We start from the raw sequence: 22,506 nt of genomic DNA, 5'->3' as shown, positions 1-22,506 counted from the left end.
CTAGCCCCCTTGAAAATTAGATCCCCCCTAGCCCCCCTTCAAAAGGGGGGAACTGAACTTAAAAGTCACCCTTTTTAAGGGGGATTTAGGGGGATCTCACCTCCGATTAAAATCGAGGGAACTGAACTTAAAAGTCACCCTTTTTAAGGGGGATTTAGGGGGATCTCACCTCCGATTAAAATCGAGGGAACTGAACTTAAAAGTCACCCTTTTTAAGGGGGATTTAGGGGGATCTCACCTCCGATTAAAATCGAGGGAACTGAACTTAAAAGTCACCCTTTTTAAGGGGGATTTAGGGGGATCTCACCTCCGATTAAAATCGAGGGAACTGAACTTAAAAGTCACCCTTTTTAAGGGGGATTTAGGGGGATCTCACCTCCGATTAAAATCGAGGGAACTGAACTTAAAAGTCACCCTTTTTAAGGGGGATTTAGGGGGATCTCACCTCCGATTAAAATCGAGGGAACTGAACTTAAAAGTCACCCTTTTTAAGGGGGATTTAGGGGGATAAAACCCCTACTGATTCTCCGCTACCCCTAAACTTGCAATGAGTATTAAAAAAAAGAAATCTCGATTCCCCGACTCCCAACAAATTGGTAAAATTTTATTAATTATTTCCGGTCTTTTATTTGCGGCTTATTTAGTTTTACCTCGTCAACAACGAGTGCCGCGTGTGCCTTACAGTATTTTTATTCAACAACTCGAAAACAAGCAAGTTGCCGGGGTGCAGGTGGGGGATAATGAAATTCGCTATCGCCTCAAAGGAGAAAAGCAAGATGAGTTAGGGCCATTACTCTCAACTACGCCGATTTTTGACCCCGATTTAGCCAAACGTTTACAACAAAATAATGTTGTTTTTCAAGCGGCACCGCCTCCGAAAAATAGTGGCTTATATGTGCTGTTGAGTTGGATTATTCCGCCGTTAATTTTAGTCGCAGCCTTTCAGTTTTTAGGAAAACGGGATTCAGGAGGTTCCCTGTCAATTCGTAAAAGTAAGGCGAAAGTTTATGTTGAGGGGGCTTCTGATAAAATTACTTTTGCCGATGTTGCTGGCGTTGAAGAAGCTAAAACAGAATTAGCAGAAATTGTTGATTTCCTCAAAAATCCTAAACGATATACCGAAATTGGGGCAAGAATTCCTAAAGGTGTATTGTTAGTTGGGCCGCCCGGAACAGGTAAAACGTTGATGGCGAAAGCGGTAGCTGGAGAGGCGGGAGTTCCCTTTTTTAGTATTTCTGCTTCGGAGTTTGTAGAATTATTTGTCGGGACGGGCGCGGCACGGGTTAGAGATTTATTTGAACAGGCGAAAAAGAAGGCTCCTTGTATTATTTTTATTGATGAATTAGACGCTATTGGCAAGTCAAGAAGTAGTGGCGGGATGCAGAGTGGTAGCAGCGATGAACGGGAACAAACCCTCAATCAATTGTTAACAGAAATGGATGGGTTTACCGTTGGAGATCAGACAGTCATTGTACTCGCCGCAACCAACCGCCCAGAAGCATTAGATGCGGCGTTATTAAGGCCGGGAAGGTTTGACCGACAGGTATTAGTTGACCGTCCAGATTTGGCGGGGCGTAAAGCCGTTTTAGAGATTTATGCGAAAAAAGTTAAACTGGGAGACGATGTTGATTTACATCAAATTGCCACCCAAACTCCCGGTTTTGGCGGTGCAGATTTAGCGAATTTAGTTAATGAAGCGGCGTTATTAGCAGCCAGAAATCAACGTAAAACTGTTGCCCAAGAAGATTTTAAAGAAGCGATAGAACGAGTCGTTGCCGGGTTAGAAAAAAGAAGCCGGGTTCTCAATGAAAAAGAGAAGAAAATTGTTGCTTATCACGAAGTCGGTCATGCGATTATTGGGGCGTTAATGCCGGGTGGTGGAAAGGTGGCTAAAATTTCGATAGTTCCGCGTGGAATGGGGGCGTTAGGCTATACGTTAAAGCTGCCAACAGAAGACCGATTTTTGATGGATGAAACCGAATTTCGCGAACAAATTGCCACTTTATTAGGCGGACGGGCGGCTGAAGAAATAGTCTTTCAACGGGTCACAAACGGCGCTTCTGATGACCTCCAACGGGCGACAGACCTAGCGGAACGGATGGTGACAACCTACGGCATGAGTCAGGTTTTAGGGCCGTTAGCCTATGGGAAAGGGGGCAAAGCAAATTTCTTAGGAAATGAATCCAATAGTCGTCGAAATATGAGTGAAAAAACAGCCGAAGCGATTGATTTAGAAGTTAAAGAAATTGTGGATGCGGCCCATCACTTGGCGTTGGATATTTTAAAGAAAAATCGCGCTTTGTTAGATGAAATAGCTAATCAGTTATTAGCAACAGAAGTCGTCGAAGGGGAAGAATTACAAGCTTGGCTGGATCGGGTTCAGCCCCTCAATTAAGAGAATTTGATTAATTTTTTTTCAGAGAAATTAACAAGGGGTAAAATAGTAGAAAAGAATAGGTTGAATTTGATGTCATGGGTAAAATCGCATCGGCATTAATTGGTTTATGTGTGGGAGATGCGTTAGGCGTTCCGGTTGAATTTCATGTGCGATCTGAACGACGTCTTCACCCCGTTACGACGATGACTGGCTACGGTACTTATAATCAACCGCCAGGAACTTGGTCTGATGATAGTTCTCTAACGCTTTGTTTGGCGGATGTATTATGTCATCAAGGCTATGATTTAGACGCGATCGCAGATTCGTTTTGTCGGTGGTATCGAGAGCGATTTTGGACGGCTAGAGGCGGTGTATTTGATATTGGGGTAACGACTCAAATTGCGATTAATCGTTTGCGAAAAGGAGTTCCCCCAACTGAAGCCGGAGAAACCAGCGATCGCAGTAATGGAAATGGTTCTTTGATGCGAATTTTGCCCTTCGCTTTCCTCTACAAACAAGAGTCTTTTGAAGATTTAATTGCTAAAGTTCACGACTGTTCTAAAATCACTCATGCTCATGCGCGATCGCAAATGGCTTGCGGAATTTATATTAGCATCGCCATCAGCTTATTGGAAGGAATGACGCTCAAAGACGCTTATTTAACGGGTCTTGAACGGATTAAACCCTTGTATGAACAAGGAGAATTTGCCGAGCAATTAAGATATTTTAAACGAGTTTTCCCCGGAGATATTGAGACGTTAGACAGTAAACATATTGAATCGAGTGGTTATGTTTTGCATACCTTAGAAGCATCCTTGTGGTGTTTGTTGACCACATCTTCCTATGCTGAAGCTGTTCTCAAAGCCGTTAATTTAGGCGATGATAGCGATACCACCGGAGCCGTAACCGGAGGATTAGCGGGGATTTATTATGGACTCGAAAATATTCCCTCTGAATGGGTAGAGGTACTGGCGAGAAAAGACGATATTCTCAATTTAGCTCAACAGTTAGAAGACCGTTATCCTGTTTGAGTGAGGAGGTGATTATTCAATGGCTGTAAAGTAGTATCGCCAAATATAGCGCATAGCGCTATAGCCTTGACACCCGCTAAAAGTTAGAGATATTGATCAAGCTTTAATATTTAGGGCGCAAGCCTTATGCCTCTACAATGTGTTTTATTTCTGTGACTCAAATGAGTTAATTCACTTGTGTTACAGTTCGCAAAATTATCAAAAGTAACACAAAAAAGCGACTGTTAACACTTCGATCTCATCGATTAGATTAGATACATAAATCGAACAAGGGAAAACAACTTTAACTCTTGTTTATCAATCCAGGAGATCAACCATGAGTGCAATGACCAACATCGAAACCAACGGACAAGCAACTGCAACTGCTGCTGTTATCCCCGCTTCTGAACCGGTTCAATATGCTGCGGCTCAATCTCGGGGAATTGACTTACCTCTTTTAAAATTAGGTTTAGCAGGTGAGGCGGTTCGTTTCGCCCAACAACGTTTAATTGCTAACGCATATCCAATTAAGTTTAACGGACAATTTGGCCCCCAAATGAAAGCGGCTGTTGAGCATTTTCAAGGCAATTATGGTGGCTTAGTTGTTGATGGAGTTATCGGAGAAAATACCTGGCGGGCGCTGTGTAACGGTGACGCAGAATTTCGTCGCTTGGGTCGGAGTTTCTATTCTCCGTTTGTAGAGACACGGTACCGCTACGATGTGAATATGCCTGAACTTTATCAGGGTTCTGTCGGCGATGCGGTTGAATGTCTCCAATTGCGTCTGTCTGACATTGATTTCAAACTTTCCTATCCCTTGTATATTGATGGCATTTTTGGTCTAAAAACTCGCCAAGCAGTGGAAGCTTTTCAACGGTATAAAGGTTTAAAAGTTGACGGTGTGGTTGGGAAAGAAACTTGGCGTAAGTTGGGCGAATAATCACCTCGAAATGGGGGGAAATCCCCCGATTAAGCCCATTCGTTTGTAGAAGGGAACACACCCTAAAAACCCGTTTTCTCTTTGAAAGCGGGTTTCTGTATGGCGGCCCGGGTTAAAACACACAATTCATTCCAGTTTATCGATTTTATTTTTGAGTTTAATGATGTTGTTTTTACTGTAGTTTAGATGAGCTAAATCAATTGAATAACTGTTGATAACTCAACTAAAGTAACACAAAAAAGCGACTTTTAACCTGGCAATTATAGCGGCTATATTAGAGTTGTAAAGCAAACAAGACAAAACACAATTAACTCTTGTTTATTAGTCTAGGAGATCAACCATGAGTGCAACGACCAACATCGAAACCAACGGACAAGCAATTGCAACTGCTACTGCTATTCCCGCTTCTGAACCGATTCAATATGCTGCGGCTAAATCGAGCGGAATTGTCCTACCTCTTATAAAATTAGGTGCCGCAGGTGAGGCGGTTCGTTTCGCACAACAACGTTTAATCGCTTACAAATATAACATCGGTTTCAACGGACAATTTGGCCCCCAAATGAAAGAGGCTGTTAAGCATTTTCAAGCGAATTATGGTGGCTTAGTTGTTGATGGAATTATCGGGAAATATACCTGGCGGGCGCTGTGCGGACAAGAATTTCCTCTCGGTAAGAAGTTCTATTCTCCGTTTGTACCTACATCCTATCCCTACGATGTTCAGATGCCTGTCCTTTCCAAAGGTGATGTCGGTGATGCGGTTGAATGTCTTCAATTGCGTCTGTATGACCACGGTTTCTTTTGGCTGTATATTGATGGCATTTTTGGGCCACAAACTCTGGATGCCGTTAAAACTTTCCAAGCCAATAAAAGTTTAACAGTTGACGGTATTGTGGGTAAATACACTTGGCGGAAACTAGGTGAATAATCACCTGAGAGATGGGGGATTTTTCCCCACTCCCTAAAATTTCGTCGGTTAACATTCAAAGCTAAAAAACCCGGTTTCTCTTGAGAGATCGGGTTTTTCCGATCAACTTCAATTTATAGGCGCCTGAGAAAACCTGAGAAAACCTGAGAATCACTTCAGTTGAGAATTATCACTTCTAATTAAAGTTCAGAGATTTTCTGTAACGACAAATTAAAGTTTTGCCTTTACCGTAGTAAATACTGAACATTCACAGTCTACTTTAGCCGAAATTACCTGTAAAACTCTAGAAAAGGTTGGAAATTGAACGGGAGGGGAAATCAAATGTAACCCATTGAATTGTGTATTTTACTACTGGCGATCGCGATTTCCGATTAACTCTTTTTATTCCGCTTTCAGTAAGCGAATAAACTCTAAGGGTAAACCATCTGTATCAGCAATAAAAGCCACTTCATAAACCGAATTTCCAATCATTTGCTGAGTCGGTTCGAGTAGAATCTTCAACGGTTGGTATAAATCCGGTTGTTCTTGAGTTGCCTTCTGAAACTGTTCTTTGAGATGATTTAACCATTGAGGTAAATCGGGAGTAGCGGCACTCAAGTCAAAGGAAAGATGATAATATCCCACATAATGCTCATCGCCAAAAGCATCGGGTGGGGGTGAGGGCTGAGGAATTTGAATCAATTCAATTCGCCCATTTAATCCTTCCATCCAACAAGCCAACGTGTAACCTGTTGTAAACCGTTCACAAACCTGAAAACCGAGCTGTTGATAAAAAGCGATCGCCCGATGAATATCAGCAGTGCGAATAGAGGCATGGTGCATGAAAAATGGGGGGTTGAGTGTTTAGAGTGAGCTGAGAAACGGCGATCAATTTACCATGATTTATTCAAACAAGCGAAAATAAGGATAGGGAATCGGCACATCTTGTTCTTTTTCTAAATCAAAATTAATCACATTCCAACAAGGTTCATCTTGAGGATCAGGACTAAAATCAACAGGTAAACCATAGAGTTTGGGTTGAGCGGTATCCGACTGCTCTCGCCAAGGGGTACTGCGTTCGAGATAAGAACTAATCAACTCTCGATAGCGTTGGGCAATAATGACGCGAGTGGCACGATAGCCTTGAGTATAGAGCCGATCTAACGCCTCGTGAATTTCAAATCGAATCCCGTCAGGATGGGTGTGTTGTCGATACCACTCCCCATTCCACTCACGCCAATGCCGTCCTGACTGAAGATGGACTAATTCACTCGTTTCTGGATCAGCTTCAAAAGCGCCATGACGAGGACATAAGTAGGTATCTGTCAGCGTCAAAGCAGGAATCTTTTGACGACAGTGAGGACAGCGAATTTCCGGGCCGAATATAGGGTACTGCAAGGCAGAATTCATGGTGAATACGTTTCGCACCAGAGCTTGTAGACTCTATTATAGCGGGGGTGATTCTTTCCTCCCGGTGAATATTTGCCGAATTAGCCATCAATTAATGATTAAGCCATGAATAATCATGCCGATCAATCTTTCTGTAATCATCCTATAGACTGGCCTGTTCCTGATCTCTCACAAGCGGCTTTTATCGCCCCTAATGCGATGGTTATGGGTTGGGTAGAAGTGGCTTCAGGGGTGAGCATTTGGTACTCAGCAGTGGTTCGAGGAGATGTTGAACGGATTATTATCGGAGCGAGTACCAATATTCAGGATGGCGCAATTTTACACGGTGATCCAGGCCAGATGACAGTATTAGAAGATTTTGTCACCGTTGGACATCGAGCAGTCGTGCATTCAGCTTATATCGAACGAGGAAGCTTGATCGGCATTGGGGCGGTGATTTTAAATGGCGTGCGAGTCGGTAGTGGTAGTATTGTCGGAGCAGGCGCTGTTGTGACGAAAGATGTTCCTCCCCGAACGTTGGTGGCGGGTGTTCCTGCTAAATCTTTGCGAGAGGTGTCAGAAGCCGAAGCGGCTGACTTGATCGAACACGCCCAAAAGTATGAGCAATTAGCGTTGGTTCATCGGAGGAAGGCAAGCTAGCAATAAGCCGTTAGTCTAGGGGCGGGTTGATCTGAGTTATTTTTAGGAAAACATAGATCTGGGTAGAACCCGCCCCTACCCAACACCTGACACCTGACACCTGACACCCTATAAAACTTTTTAATTGAGCAAAAGCAAAAAATGAGATAAAAATAAAGTTATGAGAATTTTTTTAAGAAACTGGAGGAGAACAAATGGATTTCGATTTTCGTCTCGTTGTGGTTTTACTGCCGCTCTTGATTGCTGGAGGCTGGGCTTTGTTTAATGTTGGTGCCGCTGCCCTCAGACAAGCTCAAACCTTTTTGAGTAGCAAATAAGACTCAGACTCGCAAATAGCATCTGCCGACTGTTCTCTCATTTTTAGAGGATGGTCGGTTTTGAGTTTGGGGAGAATTCCCAGAGCTTGGTATGATGGGGAGTGTTTTTGGCTTTATTGTCCCCTAATTAATCCTATGACTCCAGAAACCGCCCTAAGTGAAATCGCCATCAAGCAAAACCTAGAGCAATTTTTATTGGTTCTACTGGTTTCTCTGAGTGTCGCAACAATATCCCGGCTGTTTGTTTGGTTTCGTCGGATTCCTTTTACCCTGCTGTTAGTCATTGTCGGATTAATTCTAGCATTTGAGGATATTCGCCTCGTCAACCTCTCCCCAGAATTGATTTTAGAAATTTTCCTCCCCCCGTTACTGTTTGAAGCGAGTTGGAATATGAAGTGGCGGGAGTTGCAACGAGATTTAATTCCCGTTACCTTGTTTGCCATTGTTGGGGTAATTATTTCGGTTGTTGGTATCGCTTTCGGGTTAAGTTGGTTTGCAGGAATTCCCGGAGCGATCGCTTTATTAGTCGGGGCGAGTCTATCTGCAACTGATCCGATTTCTGTTGTCGCGTTATTGAAGGAATTAGGCGCTAGCCAACGTCTAAAAACCTTAATGGAAGGAGAAAGTCTCTTTAACGATGGAGTGGCGGTTGTCGCTTTTAGTATATTAGTCGCGATACCGATGGGAACCTCTGAGTTTTCAGTGTCCCAAACCTTACTACAATTTTTTACTTTTGTTGGAATTGGGGCGGGAGTTGGATGTTTAATTGGATTTGGAATTTCTTACTTAACTCAACGGTTTGATTCTCCCTTAGTTGAACAGTCTTTAACTCTGGTTTCTGCTTATGGCACCTATGTTGTTACGGAGCAGTTGGGCGGTTCTGGTGTGATTGGAGTCGTTATTGTTGGTTTGATTTTAGGGAATTTTGGTTCTCGCATTGGCATGAATCCCCGAACTCGGATTATTGTGAGTGAATTTTGGGAATTTCTCGCGTTTTTTGTCAATTCAATTGTTTTTCTGTTGATTGGCGATCAGATTCAATTTCCCAGTTTAGCGGCTAATATTCAACCCATTCTCATTGCAATTGCGGGGATGATTATTACTCGAGCAATGAGTACCTATGGCTTAAGTGCGATCAGTAATGGGTTAGCCAATTCTAAAATCAATTTCAAAATTCAAACGATTTTGTGGTGGGGAGGTTTAAGGGGTTCGGTTTCTATCGCGTTGGCGTTGAGTGTCCCGACTGCGTTACAACAACGAGATGAAATTATTGCGACTGTCTTTGGAGTCGTATTATTTACGCTATTGGTTCAAGGCTTAACCACCCAACCTTTATTAAACATCTTAGGGTTAATTGGTGATCAACCCCTGCAACAAGAATATCAAGAATTACTCGCTCGTCGTGTAGCTTTAAACCGAGTCAGAAATCATTTATCAGATGTCATTCGCCGACAAGAAGTTGAGCCAGAATTTTATCGATATCAAGCCGAATTAGTCAATTCAGAACTGACTCAAGTTAAAGAGAAACTTGATAAACTTCAAGAACAACATCCCCAACTCCAAGAAATAAGTCTCAAGTTGTTGTTAGAAGAAATGGTTGATATTGAAGCCAATACCTATGCAGAGTTAATTCGTTCAGGTCGTCTTGATAATAACATCTCGCCGATTCTTTGGGAGGTGTTTGAAGGACAGGAGGAAAAACAGCAAGAAGTTGAATTAACTTCGGAACAACAATCTACATAACCGGATTTTATTCTCGACTTTGAAGCTGACGAAGTTTATAGTTTAAATTGTCAATTTTCTGATTTAAAAACTTAGAAACAGCTCGTTTTTTCTGTTCCAACCAACTTGGATGCTTGAGTGTTGGGCGTTCGTTTGGAGAGTTCAAATAGCGGTAATGCAAGAATAAATCTTTATAGGGGATACCTGTATCTTCCCCTTCACAGAGTTTCGTAAATTTTGAAGACGAAACGCTCATATAATGAAGATAAGTGATGGGTTTACCGTTGTCATACAATACATGCTCAATCTCATCAAATTTTGAAGACCAATGACTTCCCGTAGCCGTTTCTATGCCATGATAAGCAAAATTATAGAAGGAAACACCACTGCGAGCAACGAGATAATTAAATAAAGGTTGATCTGTTCCTCTAAGAGACATGACCTCCGCTTCTCCTGCTTTTAATTTATTTAACAGATCGGCCAAATTTCCTCGATTTAAAACTCCTTTTTTAGAGGCAAACCAACCCGCACAGAAAATTCCTTGTTTAAGCTTTTCAATATCAAAAATATGAGCGAGTTTATTTGATGAAAAATCAAAAACATAATTGGGATCAGAGCGATATTGAAAGTCATTAGCCACCCAATCATATTCTTCTAATTTTTCATAGATATAATCTAGAGAACTCATTAAAAGAGTATCTGCATCAAAATAAACAAATTTCTCAAAAGGCCCATCAAAGCTACAAAATTTTCGGTGCATTCCCATACAATGAACCTGTTTCCATCCTTTAAGTTTCCAAGCTTTTTGAGCTTTTTCGTGGGCTGTCCAAGCCTGAGTTGCAAAGTCTTCCCAAAACTCAATGGATGCTAAGTTGTCAAAAAGAGTAACATTGCTTCGGGATGCAATTTCTGATCGGACTTTATCTAATCGGTTATCATAAGGAATGACACAAACCGGAAGTTCTTTGGCTCCGTTAACTTCCATACTGTTGAGTAAAGAAACAAGCTGATCATAAACCACATCATTCGCTAATGTGTATATACCGTTAGTCATGGGTTTACTCCTAATGTTAAGTCCGAGTTGCTAAAAAAGGTAAAAAACGGCTTAATTTTCTTTGCCATGCGGGTTTTCCCTCATGCAAATAGCGATAATATTCCCAAATATTCCAGTAGGGACAACCGGGCTGCATTCGAGTCCCCGCCCAATGAATATATTGTAGACGTTTCCCATGATCATAAAGAATATGATCTTTTTCTTGAAAATGAGTTGAACCTGCCCAACTTCCTGGCCCGCCTTCGGGTATTTTAACTAAATTTCCCCGCTTGGGAATGTTTTTGAGAACCAAATAATTGAGGATAGGTTGATCGGTAACACCTTCACTAAAATCAAAATATTCTCGATGTTGTGAACATTCTTTCAAAGTTTCATAGAGTCGTTCTAGGCTAATTATCCCTTTTTTAGAAGCCCAAAACCCGCTATTAAAAACATCTTCTAGTTCTTTCTCGGTGAAAATATTTTGTTCTACAACAAACGGGGAAAAAATATTCCGCAATTTTTGACCGGAAAAATGATAGTCACAACAGAAAAAACCCACCTCAGAAAGATAGTCTAAATTCGCGACAATATCCTCAAAAACAACAATATCTGTATCAATATAGAGAAATTCATCTAACGGCCCAAACCAAACAGCTAGCTTTCGCATTTTGTTGGGAAGTTTAAGAAAATCTCGATCAAAAATTTCTCCGATTTGTTGCGTTAACTGTTCAAGAAAATCTAAATCAGGAAAAACTTTAACGTCATGTAAACGACCTAACGTTTCAGCCACTTGATGATAGTCTTCGTTAAACGGAATCAGAAAAATAGGCACAGTTTTATTATAACAGCGAATGCTATTGAGTAAAGCGATCGCATTTTCCATCACTCGATCATTGGCAACAATATAAATTCCACGCATGATGTTTGCTCCTCATTGGGTTAATTTTAATTTTCTCAAAATTCGTTTCAATAAATTAGGTTTTGAACTGGATTTCGGCTCCGGGGGTGGACTGGTAAAAACAGGACGATTTTCGGGTTCGTGAAGATAGCGATAATACAGGAATAAATCACGGTAGGGAAAGGCTAAATTTTCGCCTTGACACACACTTTCAATCGTTTGAGGTTTGACTCCAATATAGTGTAAATAGGTGAGTCGATTTCCTTTGTCATATAAAATGTGATCTTGTTCTTGGAAATGTTTAGAAGTAACGCTACACCCTGTTTTCTCACCTTCTGGTAAGCTATAGGCAAAATTATAACTCGGAATTCCTGAACGCATCACCATATAATTCAATAAGGGCTGTTCTCCGGCTCCATCATATAAAATATCATATTCTCCATTTTGCAAGTTTGATAGTATAAAATCACGAACTTCTTGATTAAATAAGCCTCGTTTAGCACCATAAAAGCCCGAACAAAAAATCTCTGAATCAATCCGCTCTTTTTCAAAGACATTCAGAAGTTTGGGAGATTGTAAATTATAAACTTTTGTGGGATCAAGGAACTGAAAATCATAAACAATCCAATCATATTCATCTAGTTTTTGAAACACGGCATCCAAAGAGTTCATTACCAGTGTATCTGCATCCATATAGATGAACTGATCAAAAGGCCCATCAAACCCACAAAAACGCCGATGAGCGCCATAAAGTCGCAATTTGCGATTGAGTCGTTCGGGTGCTGCGGCTAACATAAATTCATCCCAACGTTGAATCGATTCAGCATCATCGTAAATGAAAACATTGGGTCGCTTTTCGATTTCTGCTGCCACTCGTTCCATGCGATCATCAAAAGGATGAATACAAACAGGCATCTCTGGGCCGAGAATCGCTTCAATACTATTCAATAAAGCGACCAGTTGATCGTAAACGACATCATTTCCGAGTGTACAAATTCCCTTTGTCATCTTTTTAGTCTCCTAATAGATTGATTAACAATTTTAGGCGGTTATGCGATCTTTGCTGCTTTGCTTTGATATTCTTTATATTTCTTGCGAATCCATTCATTAGCAGGTTGTTCAACCCAAAAGGTGATCAATGTTGCTAAGGTTATCGAAACGCATATTGCGAAAATAATGCTTAAGTTGGGGTTGATATTGTATTGGTAAAACTGACGAATAATCACATAACCAAGATTTTGATGAATCAGATAAATGGTATAAGAAACTGTTCCGAGAAAAATCAAAGGTTTGAGATTGATAAAAGATAAATATCCTTGAATGGCTAAGTACAATAATCCGATAAACACTGCAACATAAACAGTTGTTTCCCAAGACGTTTCCCAAGAATAAGCGACTCGTTGAGCTAAAATACAAACCAGAAGAATCAACCCTCGACGCAGGGAAAACCCATATTGTTTAATGCGATAAAGAATTAAACCAGCCACGAAAAGATGAGCATATTTAATAATCAAAACTTCTCTAAATAAATCTCGAATGCCTTGAATTGAACCCGTTCCTTCTGTCATTCCCATCTGTATTACATTATAATCTAAGACAGGAAAGTTTAAAAAAAGGCTAGTTGTTTCCTCAACACCCGGAGAAAAAATTCCGTCTACACCCCAACGTGCGAGATAAGTTTTCAGAGAATAAAACAAAGCGAGAACTAACCAACCTGTCATCACAGCTTCAACGTGTTTTAGAAGTCTGAGTTGAAAGATAACAAGCATAATAATATAGAAGCAAATCTCAACTTTTAGTGTCCAATAGACCGGATCAACATGAGGAATACCGAAGAATTCTTGTAGCATTGTTAAGTTACCTAAAGCTTCCCATAAACTCACTTGTTGTCCTGGAAGTTTAGCAATAGCCACGATTATAAATGTCAGGGCGATCGCCACCCAATAGGCCGGATAAAGACGAGCAAACCGCTTAATGATAAAATCCCAACAGCTTTTGGTTCGTTCTAATGTAATCAGAATTACAAAGCCACTGAGAAGAAAGAAAACCTCAACCCCATGTCGCCCCATCCCAAAATAATATTTAACTTCAGGTGAGTGTTGAAATAGGGTACTATATTGACTGGTATAATGAAAGAATACCACTCCTAATGCCGCTAAACCTCGAAAAACATCGAGTTCTAAAAGTCGGTCTGAGGTTCGATTAATCATAGGAAAATTTAGAGCATCAATGCTTCTATAAAAATTTACTAACGTAGCCATCTAACCAAGCCATTAAATTCAGCTTGTGTAGAATAATTTGTCGAGCTTCTGCGATCGCCTCTTTCGCCGCATACCAGTGTTCTGGGGTAGAAATTACTTCTTTAATAAAAGCAATTCCTTTTTCATCAATACTCGGTAAACGCAAGAAACTTCCGGGGGGTAAAAGTTTATCTGCGGCTGGCCCTCCATAATAAATGGGTAAACACCAAGCTAATAAAGCATCCCAAAGTTTTTCACTGACATATAAATCATTTTCGGCATAATTTTCAATCGATAGATTGTAATAATATGGAGCCATACCATACCATTTATTATTGAGAGAACCTTGAGCATTTGACCAGCTTGGTAAATTGCGACCATAGAGATCAACCTCAAACTTTTGTTCAACAATTTGTTTTAAAAAATTGAGTCTTTTTTGATGATTTTGAGAACGATTAACGCCGGATGTAATCCAAGAACAGGTTCTAATTTTTTCAGGGGATGCCATCTCATTGAGTTCTCGAAAAGAGTTACCATGATACCAAATGGCAGGCATATAATCAGGAACGGGAGCAAACTGATCCGGCCCTGAAACATAATCACAATACAGTTGAGCTTGCTGATAGTTATGTTGATTAATTTCTAATATTTCCTCAAGAGGAGGTTCTCTTAGTAGATAAATCATTCGTTCTTTAGGAACACCCCGAAATTTTTCTTGAAGATTGGGTTCGGGTGGTTTAGGTTGACGCAGTTGACGAAGACGTTCTCGCAGAGATATCTTTTTTTTGGGGGTTGATTTGCGGGGAAAATCAAACTGATAGAGGAGCAGAAAATCCGGCTGAGGAGCATTAGCTCGGATGATAATATTACCCCATTTTCCAAAGCTCTCAGGGGTTTGTTGCCACAACCAATCACTTTGATTTTCTCCGGGATAACTGGTAATCATACCAACAGTTTTAGGGTTCATGTTTTACCTGTCTAAACATTGAATCATGTGGGCTTTTAAGTTGATGAGATGTTGCGATTCATCCGCAGTTTAACACTGTCTTCTATAAATTCCAAACTTTCTAGAATATGAGTTGCAGACCGATAGGACTCATTAATCAATTCAGATCGTTCGTCTGGATCATCAATTAAATCATCTGATAATAACTGTAGGAAACCAATCATGGGATTGAGACGAGAACGAACGTCATAGGAACTTCTAATAATGGCTTGATCACGTTCAGCTTCATCGGCAAATTGCATCGTATACAATTTAGCATATTGACCTCCTTTTGCGAGAAGTTCATCGTGGGTTCCGAGTTCTACTAATCGTCCTTTCTCTAACACTGCAATTTGATCAGCCTTTTGAACAGTAGAAAGACGGTGAGCAATTACAATGGTTGTGCGATCGCGACTCAGTTCATCAATGGCTTCTTGAACTAATCGCTCTGAAACTGTATCTAAAGCAGAAGTTGCTTCATCTAAAATTAAAATTTCTGGATTTTTTAAGAGCGCTCTGGCAATTGAAATCCGTTGACGTTGACCTCCAGATAATAATAAACCGCGATCGCCGATTTTCGTATGAAATCCGTCAGGTAATTGAGCAATAAATTCATAAGCATTAGCTCGTTCGGCGGCTTGAATGACTTCTTCATTTGTCGCATCGGGTTTAGCATAGGCAATATTATCCCGAACGGAAGTATTAAAGAGGAAGGTATCTTGACTGACAATTCCCATCGCTTGTCTGAGACTTTGCAGATCAAACTCTCGCAAGTCTTGACCATCAATGCTAATTCTACCTTGAGTTGGATCGTAAAATCTCGGAACCAGATCTGCTAAAGTTGATTTTCCGGCACCTGAACCGCCCACTAAAGCCAGGGTTGTCCCTTTCGGAACAAAGACACTAATTTCCTTGAGAACGAGGCTATCCTGCCCCGGATAACCAAAGGAAATCTGCTCAAAACGAATTCCCTCTTGTAAGCTTGTAAATTGAATCGTTCCCCGACTCATAATCGGTTTATTTTGGCGGTTGAGGAAATCTTTAACAATTTCCACCCCTGCATAAGCATTCGCAAAACGACTGCGAGCGCCATTTAAGTTAGAAAGTAGGGGTAGAGTTCTAAATAAAATGAATAAATAAGTTAAAATAACCGTTGATAAACTCTCAATTCGCTCGGCAAAAAATAGGCGTCCGAGGACAACAATTAAGAGAATCACAATCATACTGGTAATTTCATTAATTGGCGCAATTGCCGACTCATTAATTTGATTTTGAAAGCTGACTCTCTCTCGATCAATAATTAACTTTTGCAAGCGTTTATATTCTCGATCTTCACTTGCCACTGATTTAACCAGTCGTATTCCGCCTAATGCTTCTAAGGTCGCAATCGAATAAGCGCGTGTTACTTCTGTTAGTTTTTCTCCTAAAACTTTAGAACGTCTAATAAATAACTGATTCGATAAAACTACAATTCCCACTAACAAAGTTGAGGCGAGGGTGAGTTCCCAAGAGATAGAAATTAAAATAATTAGATAAACTAAAATTGTAATTGATAACGTTAAAATTTGAATAATAATACTCACCGCACTGGATGTTCTGCCAATTTCTCCAGATAAGCGATTCAGAATATCTCCGACTCCGGTTTTTGAGTAATAATCTAAATCAACTTCTAGTAAAAGTTTTATTCCATCTTCTCTCATGTCAGACACTAAACTGCGTCCGAGCGAACCGGAAACCAAACCCCCGATATAATTCGTTAAATTTTTCAAGGCAACTGCCAAAATAATGCTGGCTGCCATTACCCCCAGTCGATAGCTTTCTGGAATATTTTCAAAGGGGGACAGCAAAACTTTCAGAATGGCTGCATCAGCCGATAATTGCTGCTCTTGACCCAAAAACGTGAGAACAACTGGAACAATTAACGTGGTACTAATCCCATTAAAAATTGCTCCTGAAAACCCGAGGAGAACCGTCAGAAAAATCTTGAGTGGATAACGCCTAGCACGCTTGAAGAGAAACGGGAGATTAGAAGACATAAAACGACCATCCTTGACGGAAAAACATTAACCGAGAACCCCACTCAAACCGATAAACCTGCAATCACTTTTGATAGAATCACAGCCATTGCTTCTAAGCTATAGTTCTCCACACATTTTTGTCTAGCCTGACTCCCTTTTATTTGTGCGTCTTCCCAGTTTGAAAAAATCTGGCGAATACTTTCCGCAAGCTGTTGGGGGGAGTTGGGCTTGACAACATAACCCGTATCCCCTAAAATTTCGGGAATATCTCCAACACAGGTCGATAAAACTGGTTTAGCCATTGCCATCCCATCCGTTAGTTTAAGGGGAAACTGGGCTTGAGCGGTGACGGTATCTCGTTGAGGAACAACTACCACATGAGCCGCAGCCACAACTTCCGGCATCTTCTCAACGGGACAAGGCGGTAATTTAATCATCCACTCCCCCCATTTTTCCATGAGTTGTTGATCATAATCATCATAGGGACTTCCTCCAACAATCACCAGTCGTAGATCGGGTTCATTTAATAGATCCAAGGCCATTAACACATCTTCAACGCCCTTGTGAGGTCGCGGAGCGCCGGGAAACATCAAAACTCGATATCCTCTTAACCCATAGCGTTCTCGACTGATTTCGGGGTCGTATTGTTGGGGATTAAACATCTCGGTGTCTTTGCCATTGGGAAGATAAACCCCACCAAACCGCTTTTTCAAGAACTCTGTATCAACCGTAATGGCATCAGCACGGGACACCAAACGTTCCATCCATTGCAGATAAATCGGATGATCTGACTGTCTCAATTGACCGTCTTTTTTAAAGACATCCCGATAAAACTGCTTGAGCGAGGGTGGACGATATCTCCAGTTTTCTCCGCCACACCAGCTTAATTCCCAGTCATCAATGTCAAGTATAACAGGCTTTCGAGTTAATACTTTTTTCAGTAAAGCCACACCAAAGCTCGTCGGTTTGGGTTTAACAGCGAGGACAATATCGCCATCAATTTTATTTAACAATTGTTGAGCAGAAATAAACAGTTGGGGGTAAATTCCTCCTGGCACTGAGTCTACGGGTAAATTGGGAGGTGGAAGCGGATAAATTCGCTCAGTGAATAAACATCCCAAAATGGCAACATCATAATTGAGCGTTTGCAGAGCTTGACCCAAGATATAGGCTCGATCTAAACCCCCTTTCGACAATGTGGGTGAAAGGATAGAAATTTTTAACTTTCCCGCAGTCGTTTCAGGCTTCATAAAAGTTGTCGTTTGGGACGTTCTCTCAGACCTTCTTTAACGAGTATAGTCACTTTTTGAATCATCATAATCATTTTTAGTGTTTCAACGGGTTAAATTGTGATTTAATTTAGTTTTAAGAAGATGTTCTCAAAATTTCTTCATAAAGCTGAGTCATGTCTTGGGCGACATCATCCATTGTTCTGACAGGTTTGATCCCTTGACGTAATTTGCTCAATAATTCAGGATCAGTCGCCAATTGAGCGATCGCATTTTTCCAGGCTTCCACATGATCGGCTTCCACCAGCCATCCATCTACCCCATGTTCGACTAATTCTGCAATTCCCCCTCGGTTAGACCCAAGAACAGGAGTTTGAGTCGCAAAAGCCTCTAGAACGACTAACGGCCCTGTTTCCAGCCATTGAGAAGGCACGGCTAAAAGATCAAACCCTTTCATCGCTTCAGGAACTTGATCGCGGGAGAGTTTTTTGTTAATTTGAATTCGGGAATCAGTTTCAGCCATTGCGAATACTTTTGCTTCATTGACTCGGCTGAGTTCTCCTTGAGATACTGCATGAATCATTAATTGAACGGGAATATTTTTCGGTAACTGACAAACCGCTTCGGCTAAAACTTGCACTCCTTTTGTTTCCTGCCAACGTCCCAAAAAACCGATTTTCAGAGGTTCATCAGGTTGTTTTTGTCGAGGAGAACTGCTACAAGCATAACTAACCCCATGCCGAGAAAGCACTATTTTATCTTTTGGTACTCCATTCAAGCCTAAAGCATCCTCAAGCCACTGACAAACGGCGACAATGCGATCGGCTAGTTGTGCCATTTCTTGTAATTTGTGGGCATGAGCAGCGACTTGAGCAGGTATACTAATGGTTCGACCTAACTGACGCATTCGCACGTTTTTTGAGGCTAAAAGTTGCGTTTCCGCCCCCATACTCAGCCCTTGAGGAACTTGACTCAACCGCGATATTGCCCAAGCCGGAATGCGTTCAGGAACACCATAGCAATATCCACATCGTACCGGATCAATTCGTCCATCGCAGGGAGAAGAACCGTTAAGCATCATGGTTCCTCGCAAACAGACGACTTCTGGCATATGAATAGTAACAACAGTTGGCAGTCCTAATTGACGAGCATACCGAAGATGATGCAACCCACACCCAAACCGCCAAGAATGTTGATGATAAATGTCAGCATTTTGGGTTTCTAACCATTGGCAAAAGTCCTCAAACCCTCCGGGCGGTGACTGTTCGCGCTGTTGGGCTAGACTGGGAGATGGATGCAGAGGATAGCGATAAACCTCTACGCCATTGTATTGATAATCATCGGGTTTATCCCCGTTTTTGGGGGCTGCAACAATATTCTCGATCTGACGTGAGGTTAACCCCTGGATCAAGCCATCCAGGTACACTTCCACACCTCCCGAACTCTCTGGAAAATACCAGCTTGTAGTCTGAACGACTTTCATAGGACTTCAGCAATCAGTTTTTACTCATTTTTATCTATCTTATCCTGAGTTTTTAGGTGATAGTCGGTTGTAATTCTTTGTCTACAAACTCACAAATCTCTTTCATAAAATGTTCGGTGGAAAATATTGGCTGACGTTCTGCTAAAGCACTTCTTAGATGTTGCTGTCTTTTGGTTCGTTCCTCCTCAGAAATTTTTAGATAGTCTGTGCAAGCTGTCACAACTTCACGCACACATTCAAGCGGATCGGTCAAACTGTTAACAACATCTACATGATTTACCTTAGTACCCATGTTTATATCCGTTAAAGATAACCATATTTTTCACGCAGATTTTTAATGATTTGATTTGGATGTCCTTGATTATCTAAAACTGGAGTTTTCATAATTTCTAACATCGCTTTCACCAACAATCCTAGTTTTTGAAACTTGGCAGCATCTCGGTCACGATCAAAGGGTTTAGATTCTAGTTCTTTCAAGGCTAAAACAGCACGATTGTTCAAAGGTTCCAACAAATTTTTAAACTCTTTTATTTGTTTTTGTACCTTTTTTATATACTCCTGAGCTTCTTCAATTTTGGCGATATCAACATCAATTTTAGACTCATATTCTCGCGTTTTTGTGAGTTTTTTATTGCCTTCACTTGCTAATACAAATCCTACGACTGCTAAAGCAGGGCCAGCTAAAATTCCTCCCGAGACTGCTGTGCCGATAGCCATTCCTCCGACTCCTGCTGCTTTGACGCCTCCCGTCACTTTTTTATAAGCTTCTACTTTGTACTTCTTTATGTCTTCAATAGAAAAGCCTTCTAGACCTTCTAAAAATCGTTTATCTTTTAGGGAACCTTTTTGACCATTCCGTTCAATAAAAGCAATAAACCGACCAATTGTGCGGCTTTTAACGTCAAATTGAAGTTGAACATATTCTTCTGCAAGCTGTTCAGTTGTTTTCCATTCCTGTTCCGCACGTTCTCTGGCTACATCGTGTCGTTGTTGTGCATTCTTGACAATTTTATCGGCTTTCTGCTTTTTAGAAATGCCTGATACACCCTTTCCCACACCCAGAGCGGCACTACCAACAGCCGCCGCTCCCAAAACAATCGGGATAATAAAAATCATAGATGTTGTGTCCTCTGTTTGTTGCGTGATCAATCCTTGATAATCAAGATTCAAAGTTTTGTAGGATGAGCAATACCCATCCTACTGCTGATAATTAGCTTAAAACGTCCATTCGTGATTCGGATCGTTCAAAGCTGCTTTCACCGAGGTTAAATTGGCTAATTCTTTAAACGGGCTAGACTTTGCCAATTCAGTGATTGAATGTAAAGCCAAAGCTAATTGTTGGTTATCACCGTTATCAATAGCTTGATCCACTACATTAAACAGTTGACGAAAATTCTTAGCCCGTTCATCAAAGGAAAGCTCTAAATATTTAATCAACAAATCCCGTCGAGCATTAATGTCAGCGATGGTTGTTTTTTCCCAGGCTTTAATTTCCTGTCTTTTTGTTCGTTCCTCCTCAGCAATTTTTAGATAGTCTGTGCAAGCTTTCACAATTTCACGCACAGATTCAAGCGGATCGGTCAAACTGTTAACAACATCTACATGATTTACCTTAGTACCCATGTTTATACTCCTTGAAGATAACCATATTTTTCGCGCAGATTTTTAATGATTGGATTTGGATGTCCTTGATTATCTAAAACTGGAGTTTTCATAATTTCCGACATCGCTTTCACCAATAATGCTAGTTGTTGAAACTTGTCAGCATCTCGGTCGCGATCAAAGGGTTTAGATTCTAGTTCATTCAAGGCTAAAACAGCACGAGTATTCAAATGTTCTACGAAACTTTTCAACTCAGTTATTAGTTTTTGTATCTTTTTTATCTCCTCCTGAGCGTCTTCAATTTGGGCAATTTCAGCATTAGCTTTAGACTCATATTTCCGCGCATTTGTGAGGGCTTTTTCACCTTCGCCTGCTAATACAAATCCTCCGATTGCTAAAGCCGGGCCAGCTACAATTCCTCCCAGGACTACTGTACCGAGAGCCATTCCACCTCCACCCGCAGCCAGAGAACCACCCCCCAACCAGGCTAAAGTTGCGTTCGTAGCCGCAGCACCACTGAGTCCAGAAATAGCAGTTCCGGTACTTGCAGTACCAAAAAGCCCCACCATTGTTAACGTCCCCTGACCTGCTGCGGCTCCGGCTCCTACTGCTTTGAAACCTCCCATAGCTATTTTGTAAGCTTCTAAAGCTTCTGCTTTGTACTCCTTGAGATCTTCAATGGAAAAGCCTTCTAAACCTTCTAAAAATCGTATGTCTAGGGAACCTTTTTGACCATTGCGTTCAATAAAAGCAATAAACCGAGCAATTGTGCGGATTTGAACGTCAATTTGCAGTTGACCATATTCTTCTGCAAGCTGTTCAGTTGTTTTCCATTCCTGTTCTGCACGTTCTCTGGCTACATCATGTCGTTTTTGTGCATTCTTGCCAATTTTCTCCGCTTCCTGTATATTAGAAACGGCTGATACACCCGCTCCCACACCCAAAACCGCACTACCAAGAGCAACCGCTCCCAACACAATCGGGATAATAAAAATCATAGATGTTATGTCCTCAGTTCATTGCGTAATCAATCTTTTATAATCAGGATTATAAGCGCAAATTCTGATTCAGCGTATCCGTTAACTTACGGATTTTTCATGTTTTTTTCTAGCTCAAAAATTGCGTAAATTTACTGAAGCGAGTTAACCTGTAGGTTGGGTTGAGCGAATCAAGACTTGGGAGAAAATTGATTAACTGAGTAGCAGAGCGAAACCCAACGAAGCTTTTAATAGCAAATTAATACTAGCTAACCTGTAGGTTGGGTTGAGCGAATCAAGACTTGGGAGAAAATTGATTAACTGAGTAGCAGAGCGAAACCCAACTAAGCTTTTAATAGTTAACCTGTAGGTTGGGTTGAGCGAATCAAGACTTGGGAGAAAATTGATTAACTGAGTAGCAGAGCGAAACCCAACTAAGCTTTTAATAGCTAGAAATAAACTTGATAAAAGAGCCATAAATTATTTTTTGTAAAAGCTTGCTTCCCTCCGAAAAAGGGACAAGCTGTAAACTGAATTGGGTATGATGTTGGGTTTCGTTCCTCAACCCAACCTACTACTAGGAGAGGGGTTGGGGGAGAGGTCAATAATGGTATGATGTTGGGTTTCGTTCCTCAACCCAACCTACTACTACTAAAACCTATTACTCCCCTCGCCCCACCCCCCTTTTTAAGGGGGGATCAAGGGGGGATAGAGAGGGG

General features: G+C 41.1%; 21 protein-coding genes. 7 read left to right on the top strand and 14 right to left on the bottom strand.

Translation table 11 applies throughout. The features are described 5' to 3' along the window. The first annotated feature begins 547 nt into the window (after nt 1–547). The 4 genes from ftsH to WN50_RS03120 all read left to right on the top strand — a co-directional run bounded on the left by ftsH (nt 548) and on the right by WN50_RS03120 (nt 5,252). On the top strand, nt 548–2,395 hold the full coding sequence (ftsH, locus tag WN50_RS03135) for an ATP-dependent zinc metalloprotease FtsH (protein ID WP_046279241.1): 1,848 nt from the start codon (nt 548–550) through the stop codon (nt 2,393–2,395). Between the two features lie 77 nt (nt 2,396–2,472). Continuing rightward, nucleotides 2,473–3,408, top strand: a complete 936-nt coding sequence (locus tag WN50_RS03130; RefSeq protein WP_046279242.1) for an ADP-ribosylglycohydrolase family protein — start codon at nt 2,473–2,475, stop codon at nt 3,406–3,408. 316 nt (nt 3,409–3,724) lie between these two features. Further along, complete coding sequence (locus tag WN50_RS03125) at nt 3,725–4,327, top strand: peptidoglycan-binding domain-containing protein (protein ID WP_049557846.1); 603 nt, start codon at nt 3,725–3,727, stop codon at nt 4,325–4,327. A 340-nt stretch (nt 4,328–4,667) separates the two neighbouring features. After that, a complete protein-coding gene (locus WN50_RS03120) occupies nt 4,668–5,252 on the top strand; it encodes a peptidoglycan-binding domain-containing protein (RefSeq protein WP_049557844.1) in 585 nt (194 codons plus the stop codon). A 381-nt stretch (nt 5,253–5,633) separates the two neighbouring features. On the opposite strand, the gene WN50_RS03115 is transcribed toward WN50_RS03120, so the two are convergent. Together WN50_RS03115 and WN50_RS03110 are read right to left on the bottom strand one after the other, a co-directional pair. Next, nucleotides 5,634–6,074, bottom strand: a complete 441-nt coding sequence (locus tag WN50_RS03115) for a VOC family protein (RefSeq protein WP_046279243.1) — start codon at nt 6,072–6,074, stop codon at nt 5,634–5,636. 60 nt (nt 6,075–6,134) lie between these two features. Beyond that, nucleotides 6,135–6,641 carry a TIGR02652 family protein gene (locus WN50_RS03110; protein WP_046279244.1) on the bottom strand — a complete coding sequence of 169 codons (507 nt, stop codon included), beginning with the start codon at nt 6,639–6,641 and terminating at the stop codon, nt 6,135–6,137. 105 nt (nt 6,642–6,746) lie between these two features. Here WN50_RS03110 and WN50_RS03105 point away from each other — a divergent pair, with 105 nt between their 5' ends. The 3 genes from WN50_RS03105 to WN50_RS03095 all read left to right on the top strand — a co-directional run bounded on the left by WN50_RS03105 (nt 6,747) and on the right by WN50_RS03095 (nt 9,340). After that, nucleotides 6,747–7,280, top strand: a complete 534-nt coding sequence (locus tag WN50_RS03105; RefSeq protein WP_046279245.1) for a gamma carbonic anhydrase family protein — start codon at nt 6,747–6,749, stop codon at nt 7,278–7,280. Between the two features lie 194 nt (nt 7,281–7,474). Then, nucleotides 7,475–7,597, top strand: coding sequence for a photosystem II protein Y (locus tag WN50_RS03100; RefSeq protein WP_046279788.1), 123 nt, complete (start codon nt 7,475–7,477; stop codon nt 7,595–7,597). Nucleotides 7,598–7,732: 135 nt separating this feature from the next. Continuing rightward, the gene (locus WN50_RS03095; RefSeq protein WP_046279789.1) at nt 7,733–9,340 is read left to right on the top strand and encodes a Na+/H+ antiporter; all 1,608 of its coding nucleotides are present in this window, start codon (nt 7,733–7,735) and stop codon (nt 9,338–9,340) included. Between the two features lie 7 nt (nt 9,341–9,347). Here WN50_RS03095 and WN50_RS03090 read toward each other — a convergent pair whose 3' ends face one another. From WN50_RS03090 to WN50_RS03035, 12 genes are all read right to left on the bottom strand, one after another. Next, nucleotides 9,348–10,373, bottom strand: a complete 1,026-nt coding sequence (locus WN50_RS03090) for an Npun_R2821/Npun_R2822 family protein (protein WP_046279790.1) — start codon at nt 10,371–10,373, stop codon at nt 9,348–9,350. A 16-nt stretch (nt 10,374–10,389) separates the two neighbouring features. Next, complete coding sequence (locus WN50_RS03085) at nt 10,390–11,277, bottom strand: Npun_R2821/Npun_R2822 family protein (RefSeq protein WP_046279791.1); 888 nt, start codon at nt 11,275–11,277, stop codon at nt 10,390–10,392. Nucleotides 11,278–11,286: 9 nt separating this feature from the next. Continuing rightward, nucleotides 11,287–12,261 carry an Npun_R2821/Npun_R2822 family protein gene (locus tag WN50_RS03080; protein WP_046279792.1) on the bottom strand — a complete coding sequence of 325 codons (975 nt, stop codon included), beginning with the start codon at nt 12,259–12,261 and terminating at the stop codon, nt 11,287–11,289. A gap of 41 nt (nt 12,262–12,302) precedes the next feature. Beyond that, nucleotides 12,303–13,463 (bottom strand): acyltransferase family protein, encoded by a 1,161-nt coding sequence (locus tag WN50_RS03075; protein ID WP_046279794.1) that lies wholly within the window; start codon nt 13,461–13,463, stop codon nt 12,303–12,305. Between the two features lie 25 nt (nt 13,464–13,488). Next, nucleotides 13,489–14,460: a glycosyltransferase family 10 domain-containing protein gene (locus tag WN50_RS03070; RefSeq protein WP_046279793.1), complete on the bottom strand. Its 972-nt coding sequence runs from the start codon at nt 14,458–14,460 to the stop codon at nt 13,489–13,491. Between the two features lie 35 nt (nt 14,461–14,495). Continuing rightward, nucleotides 14,496–16,514: an ABC transporter ATP-binding protein gene (locus WN50_RS03065; protein ID WP_049557838.1), complete on the bottom strand. Its 2,019-nt coding sequence runs from the start codon at nt 16,512–16,514 to the stop codon at nt 14,496–14,498. 44 nt (nt 16,515–16,558) lie between these two features. Continuing rightward, complete coding sequence (locus WN50_RS03060; RefSeq protein WP_046278211.1) at nt 16,559–17,746, bottom strand: glycosyltransferase; 1,188 nt, start codon at nt 17,744–17,746, stop codon at nt 16,559–16,561. 115 nt (nt 17,747–17,861) lie between these two features. Next, nucleotides 17,862–19,208: a glycosyltransferase gene (locus WN50_RS03055; RefSeq protein WP_046278210.1), complete on the bottom strand. Its 1,347-nt coding sequence runs from the start codon at nt 19,206–19,208 to the stop codon at nt 17,862–17,864. A 52-nt stretch (nt 19,209–19,260) separates the two neighbouring features. Further along, nucleotides 19,261–19,500 carry a hypothetical protein gene (locus tag WN50_RS03050; protein ID WP_046278209.1) on the bottom strand — a complete coding sequence of 80 codons (240 nt, stop codon included), beginning with the start codon at nt 19,498–19,500 and terminating at the stop codon, nt 19,261–19,263. 11 nt (nt 19,501–19,511) lie between these two features. Then, a complete protein-coding gene (locus WN50_RS03045) occupies nt 19,512–20,324 on the bottom strand; it encodes a hypothetical protein (RefSeq protein ID WP_046278213.1) in 813 nt (270 codons plus the stop codon). 99 nt (nt 20,325–20,423) lie between these two features. Then, a complete protein-coding gene (locus WN50_RS03040; RefSeq protein ID WP_046278208.1) occupies nt 20,424–20,831 on the bottom strand; it encodes a hypothetical protein in 408 nt (135 codons plus the stop codon). A 2-nt stretch (nt 20,832–20,833) separates the two neighbouring features. Then, nucleotides 20,834–21,808 carry a hypothetical protein gene (locus WN50_RS03035; protein ID WP_046278207.1) on the bottom strand — a complete coding sequence of 325 codons (975 nt, stop codon included), beginning with the start codon at nt 21,806–21,808 and terminating at the stop codon, nt 20,834–20,836. Nucleotides 21,809–22,506: the final 698 nt, after the last annotated feature.

It is taken from the genome of Limnoraphis robusta CS-951 (assembly GCF_000972705.2).
This window is presented reverse-complemented; position numbering and strand designations above follow the sequence as displayed.